The organism is Arsenophonus endosymbiont of Aleurodicus floccissimus, from assembly GCF_900343025.1.
In the GTDB taxonomy this organism is placed as follows: Bacteria; Pseudomonadota; Gammaproteobacteria; order Enterobacterales; family Enterobacteriaceae; genus Arsenophonus.
Genome location: NZ_OUND01000006.1, coordinates 133650 through 140244, shown reverse-complemented (window position 1 = coordinate 140244; position 6595 = coordinate 133650). Strand labels below are relative to the sequence as shown.

Below are 6595 nucleotides of genomic sequence, written 5' to 3'. Positions count from 1 at the left end.
AATTTCAGTAAAATACCGAGGCATATTTGTCGCCTAGGTGAGCCCTTACCCCACCTACTAGCTAATTTCATATGGGTTCATCCGAAGGTGTGAGGCCATTATGGTCCCCCACTTTGCTCCTTAGAGATTATGCGGTATTAGCCACCGTTTCCAGTGGTTATCCCCCGCCTTCGGCCAGATCCCCATACTTTACTCGCCCGTCCGCCGGTCGACTTGCATGTGTTAGGCCTGCCGCCAGTGTTCAATCTGAGCCATGATCAAACTCTTCAATTAAAAGCTTGATGCTCAAAGAATGTTTTACTGACCGTAACGCCCTTTTGTTAAACTTGCTTTGCCGATGTTTGACCACCTTCGCCGCTGCCGACCAAAATAACGTTACTGCATATTAGTTCATATATGAATTAACTGTTTTGTCACTCTTCAAGACTTTAAAATCAAATATTTTTTGATGATGTCTTGCGAGTGCCCACACAGATTGTCTGATTAATTGTTAAAGAGCGTTCGACCTGGGCCGCGAGGTGACGTATGTTACGCTTTTCACCTGTAAAGTCAAGTGGTTATTTCTACTTTTCTTTACCATGCGTCAAGATAATTCAATTGATTCGTTCTATACTGACTCAGTGGCGGCGCATTATAGGCAGTTTTACGCAGCTGGCAACCGTTATTTAAAAAAATTTGTCTAATTGGTTTATATTTCAACAAATCGGCTTAAGGCTTAAATAGAAATTTTTTCTAACCGATTAAAACCTTCATTTATTAGTACAGGAATAAGCTTTTCAGCTTCAATATCCATTTTAGTGCAATAGGCGATATTTTTACTTTTTGTTAAAATCAAATTTTGATGGTTATTGATTAACCAAACCGCTCGTCTGGCAATTGCAGCGCCTGAATCAATAAGTCTGGTTCCGTCAAGCAGCACTTCTTTTAGTTCTGCCGATAATAACGGAAAGTGTGTACAACCGAGCACAATGGTGTCAGGGGGTTCTTTCATTTTTAACCACGGTTTTACAATGCACACTAACGCTTCTTTTGAGATTACCTGACCATGAAGTTTTTTTTCTACTAATTCGACTAATTCTGATGAAGCGATCATCTCAACTTTACAATCAACGGCAAATCGATCGATCAGTTCTCTATTATAGTTTCCACTAACAGTTACCTTAGTTGCTAATAATCCAATAACACCATTGCGAGTTAATTTAGTTGCTGGTTTTATTGCGGGAACAACCCCAATAATTGGAAATTGGAAATGCGCTCTTAAAACAGGCAAACTGACCGTACTTGCCGTATTACAAGCAATAATTGCTATTGCTAACGCATGTTTTTGTTGAATTTGATCGATGAAGCGAATAATACGTTCAATAATAAATTCTGCGCTTTTCTCTCCATAAGGAAAAGCATCATTATCAAAAGCATAAATATAGTGTAAATCTGGCAATAGCTGTCTGACTTCACGATAAATAGATAACCCACCAACACCAGAATCAAAAATTAGAATAGTTGGCCAAGCCGTTTTCCGCTGAGCAAAGGTTACTTTTTTTATTTCATTTTTCATTCATTTCATCATAATAATGAACAATATGCTGATAAGAGAATTGTTAGTAAAAATAGTCATGAGTAATTATACAGTAATAATAGATTGAATGAATCCTGTGCAGTTGTAATAATTTTCCAATTGTTTTAAGACAATATTATAACCTATTTTTATTTTTGCATTACCGTCCAATATCGAAGAACTAAAACTTTACGACTCTTATTATCAATATTCAAAAAAATAAGCTTTAGAAAAACCTTTGTAATTACTATCTATAAATCGTGCACCAAAGCTAGACTTCTCTTTCTCTTTCCCTACAATCTCACGAAAGAAAATTTTTTATCAAGATGAGTCTGAATACATGCTAAATAATTTGTCAATTACCCAATACAACTTGCAGTTAGCTGAAAAAATCAAATATTTAAACAGTATTATGCTGCCTTTTAATGCACCTAAGCCAGAAATTTTTCGTTCTGATTTTTCCCATTATAGAATGCGCGCTGAATTTCGCCTCTGGCATGAAGGACCAGATTTATTTCATATAATGTTTGATCAAACGACTAAACAACGTATAAGAGTTGATCAATTACCTAGCGCTAGTAAATTAATTAATCAAATGATGCTTGCTTTAATTCCATTAATTAAAACTAAACCGCTTTTACGGTATAAACTCTTCCAAGTAGATTATTTATCAACATTAAGTAATATGATTATTGTTTCATTAATTTACCATAAAAAATTGGAACAAGAATGGATTGAACAAGCTAAACAATTACGTAGCGCTCTAATTAATCAAGGTTTTGATATACAACTTATTGGACGCGCAGCAAAAACAAAAATTATATTAGAACAGGATCATATTGATGAGGTATTACCTATTTCAGGTAAGTCAATTATCTATCGCCAAATTGAAAATAGTTTTACCCAGCCCAATGCCGGAATAAATATCAAAATGTTAGAATGGACGATTAATATTACTAAAAACACAAAAGGTGATTTACTGGAGCTTTATTGTGGAAACGGTAATTTTTCTATCGCACTAGCACAAAATTTTAATCGTGTTCTGGCAACCGAGATTGCAAAACCATCAGTAGCAGGGGCTCAATATAATATTGAAGCTAATAAAATTAATAATGTAAAAATTATTCGAATGTCAGTAGAAGACTTTACCCAAGCAATACGAGGTGAACGTCAGTTTAAACGCCTTGAAGATGTTGATTTAACAAGTTATAAATGTGAGACTATTTTGATCGATCCGCCTCGCTGTGGTTTAGATGAAAAAACGCTTGAATTAGTACAAAAATATCCATGTATTCTCTATATATCCTGTAATCCTAATAGACTCTGTCACAATTTAAATATACTCAATAACACTCATAAAATTGATCGATTAGCGTTATTCGATCAATTTCCTTATACCCACCATATTGAATGCGGTGTTTTACTTGAGAAAAAACATATTTGAATGAGATAAAAACGCCATTTAAAAATATGGCGTTTTATTTTATAAGTCATAACAGCAAAAAATCTATCTAATGATAGCTAATATTATTTTTATTCTAAGAATATATTAAATAATATTGGTATAGACAATATTTCTCTAACATTCATAATATTAAAAGTCATTTAAAAAACTAATATAGAAAACACCAATAAATAATTGCAATTTTTGGTTTACTGCAAAAAATTATTTATAATTTAATATTATGTTTTTCCTGTTCACGACGATACCAATAATAGGCTCCTCGGGCGATCATTCTAAGCTGTAAAACTAATCGCTCTTCCAAAAGCTGCCTTTTTTCCTGATCAATATCTAATGCTTCTGCCCCCGCACTAAATACTATAGTAACCATGGCTTCTGCTTCAATTTCAGTAAAATACCGAGGCATATTACTTTCCTGTTGCAAATAGTCGGCCAATTCAGCAATAAAATGCTGAATTTCTCTGGCAACTGCCGCACGAAATTCAGCCGATGATGTACCTGAACGTTCACGCAGCAATAATCGAAAGGCATTCGGATTATTACCAATAAATTCCATAAAAGTAGCAACAGATGTTCGAATAACACTGCCACCTTTTGCAATACGCTGTCGTGCTTGACGCATTAATTGACGGAGCATAAGACCACTTTCATCAACCATGGTCAATCCTAATTCATCAACATCACGAAAATGTCGATAAAAAGAAGTCGGTGCAATACCCGCTTCTCGGGCAACTTCACGTAAGCTGAGACTAGTAAAGCTACGCTCAGCACTCAATTGACTAAAAGCCGCTTCTATCAGAGAACGACGCGTTTTTTCTTTCTGCTTTGCTCTGACGCCTGTAATATTACTCACAGTAATTAATATACCTCTTCGATAATAGTGTAACTAAAGGCTACTATACCAAATTTTAACAGATTTGCAGTGTCCTTAAGTTTAACTAGTATATAAGGAATTTCTGTTATTTATTAAAATGTAAAGCCTGAATCTTATATTTAAGCTTAATTAAAGAAGATAATGTTAATCTGAGTTGTCTATTCGTATTTAATAATAGGTTATACCGAATGCCACAGATTCAATTTGATACTATCGTTATTGGTTCCGGCCCCGGGGGAGAAGGTGCAGCAATGGGGTTGGTAAAGCAAGGGAAAAAAGTCGCAGTCATTGAACGTTATAATAAAATTGGTGGTGGTTGTACCCACTGGGGAACCATTCCTTCTAAAACGCTTCGGCACGCTGTTAGCCGAATTATCGAATTTAATCAAAATCCATTATATAGTGATAAATCCCGGCTTTTACGCTCTTCTTTCTCCGACATTCTTAAACAAGCCGAGACCGTAATTAATCAACAAACACATATGCGGCAAGGATTTTACGAACGAAATGGTTGCAAAATGTTTGCCGGTGAAGCCTCTTTCATTGACCAACATACTTTAAAAGTTCTTTATAAAGATGGTACCTACGATACTCTATATGCTGAAAAAATCATTATCGCAACCGGCTCTCGTCCGTATTGTCCACCCGATGTCGATTTTCAGCATTCACGCATTTACAATAGTGATTCAATTTTAACTCTAAATCATGAACCCCACCATGTTATTATTTATGGTGCAGGAGTAATTGGCTGTGAATATGCTTCAATTTTTAGAGGGTTAGGGGTAAAAGTTGATCTTATTAATACCCGTGATCACCTTCTATCGTTTTTAGACCAAGAAATGTCAGACGCTTTATCATACCATTTTTGGAATAATGGTGTTGTTATTCGCCATAATGAAGAATATGAAAAAATCGAAGGAACAGATGATGGTGTAATTATTCATCTGAAGTCAGGTAAAAAGGTTAAAGCCGATTGTCTATTATATGCTAATGGCCGTACGGGAAATACCGATAATCTAAATTTAGAAAATATCGCTATTCCTATTGATAATCGAGGTCTGATTAAAGTTGACGCTACCTATCGTACTCATAAGGAAAATATCTATGCTGTCGGCGATGTTATTGGCTATCCCAGTTTAGCTTCAGCGGCCTATGATCAAGGTCGTCTCGCTGCCCGCGCGATAACAACGGGCCACAGCGATACCCATTTAATTGAGGATATTCCTACCGGGATCTACACCATTCCAGAAATCAGTTCTGTCGGTAAAACAGAACAACAATTGACTACCATGAAAATTCCTTATGAAGTCGGGCGTGCTCAATTTAAACATTTAGCCAGAGCACAAATTGCAGGGATGAATGTAGGCAGTTTAAAGATCCTATTTCATCGCGAAACATTAAAAATTTTAGGTATTCACTGTTTCGGTGAGCGTGCAGCAGAAATTATTCACATTGGCCAGGCAATTATTGAGCAAAAAGGTGAAGGTAATACTATTGAATATTTTGTTAATACTACCTTCAATTATCCAACTATGGCAGAAGCATTTCGGGTTGCCGCACTAAATGGGTTAAACCGTCTGTTTTAACCCAATAAGCCCAATATTAGTAGTAAGTAAACAATTAATTTTTACTATAGTATCGATACATTTGTTTACGAATTTCCTCAGCAAACTGCTCGTGACAACTTCTAAGCGGTGAACCAGGACGGTAAATTAAAACAACCGAACGTGAAGGAACAGGGTTAATACAATCAAGATAATATACACCATCACGTTTTATCTCTTTCGGTACAGATAAATCTGGCAATAGTGTTATACCACTTCCGGCTGCCACCATATTACGTAATGTCTCTAAACTGGTGGCGCAAAAGTGGGTATCATCTTTTGCCCCGACCTAAAAACAATATCCTATCGCTTGATCACGTAGACAATGACCATCTTCCAACATAAGTAATTTCTGTCCAACCAGCTCACGCATTTCAATTTCCTTACGATTGAACCATGGATGCCCTTCATAAATAGCTAATCGCATAGGTTCCTCATACAGAGCAATTTCAATAAAAACTTCGGTCTCTTTCACTTGCGCTAATATTGCACAATCTAGTTTGCCATTATTTAATTGCGCTAACAGATGGTGTGTTTGTGCTTCATGTAAATACATCTCCAATTTAGGAAATAAACGGTGTAATTCTGGAATGATGTGAGGTAAAAGATAAGGACCGATAGTAGGAATTAATCCTATGTGTAACTGGCCTGACATGCTTTCACCTTGTAAGGAAGCCATTTCCTGCAGTATTTTAACTTCTCGCAATACTGTTCTGGCTTGTTCAACTAATAATAACCCCTGCTGAGTAAACAGAACCTTTCGGCTTGTCCGCTCTAATAACATAACACCTAAATCGTCTTCTAAATTTACGAATTTGACCGCTGAGGGTCGGTTGACTAACATGGCAGGCATTCTGCAGCACGCCAAAAATGTTTATGCTCAGCTAATGCAACAAGGTACTCCAAATCACGAATATTCATGCCTACTCCTTCCCTAAATAGAAATTTGATAGAATCAACCTATCTATTAATCATAATGGATCCAGTTTTCCTATCAACGAAAAAATTCGGCAAAAAAATTTATCTTCATAATTCATAGACAAAAACGAATAAATTAAACGCTTTCGTGGTGAATTGTTTAGCGTCAATAACTGATTCTA

General features: G+C 35.9%; 4 protein-coding genes, 1 rRNA gene and 1 pseudogene. 2 read left to right on the top strand and 4 right to left on the bottom strand.

The genetic code is table 11. The features are described from left to right. Both ARADI_RS15765 and murI read right to left on the bottom strand, forming a co-directional pair. A 16S ribosomal RNA gene (locus ARADI_RS15765) occupies window positions 1–273 on the bottom strand; the annotation flags it as partial. Window positions 274–715: 442 nt separating this feature from the next. Next, window positions 716–1555, bottom strand: coding sequence for a glutamate racemase (gene murI, locus ARADI_RS15760; protein ID WP_119712633.1), 840 nt, complete (start codon window positions 1553–1555; stop codon window positions 716–718). A gap of 340 nt (window positions 1556–1895) precedes the next feature. Here murI and trmA point away from each other — a divergent pair, with 340 nt between their 5' ends. Then, complete coding sequence (gene trmA / locus ARADI_RS15755) at window positions 1896–2999, top strand: tRNA (uridine(54)-C5)-methyltransferase TrmA (protein WP_119712632.1); 1104 nt, start codon at window positions 1896–1898, stop codon at window positions 2997–2999. Window positions 3000–3225: 226 nt separating this feature from the next. On the opposite strand, the gene fabR is transcribed toward trmA, so the two are convergent. Beyond that, entirely contained in the window at window positions 3226–3870 is a 645-nt protein-coding gene (gene fabR / locus ARADI_RS15750) for an HTH-type transcriptional repressor FabR (protein ID WP_119712631.1), read from the bottom strand. Window positions 3871–4079: 209 nt separating this feature from the next. Between fabR and sthA the strand changes: the two genes are divergently transcribed. Further along, on the top strand, window positions 4080–5477 hold the full coding sequence (gene sthA / locus ARADI_RS15745; RefSeq protein WP_119712630.1) for a Si-specific NAD(P)(+) transhydrogenase: 1398 nt from the start codon (window positions 4080–4082) through the stop codon (window positions 5475–5477). A gap of 34 nt (window positions 5478–5511) precedes the next feature. On the opposite strand, the pseudogene oxyR reads toward sthA, so the two are convergent. Next, window positions 5512–6416, bottom strand: a pseudogene (oxyR, locus tag ARADI_RS15740) (DNA-binding transcriptional regulator OxyR). Between the last annotated feature and the right edge of the window lie 179 nt (window positions 6417–6595).

What these genes read in the sequence shown, in the direction of transcription:
- murI (WP_119712633.1), bottom strand. Translation starts at nt 1,555, where the DNA reads ATGAAAAATGAAATAAAAAAAGTAACCTTTGCTCAGCGGAAAACGGCT.
- trmA (WP_119712632.1), top strand. Translation starts at nt 1,896, where the DNA reads ATGCTAAATAATTTGTCAATTACCCAATACAACTTGCAGTTAGCTGAA.
- sthA (WP_119712630.1), top strand. Translation starts at nt 4,080, where the DNA reads ATGCCACAGATTCAATTTGATACTATCGTTATTGGTTCCGGCCCCGGG.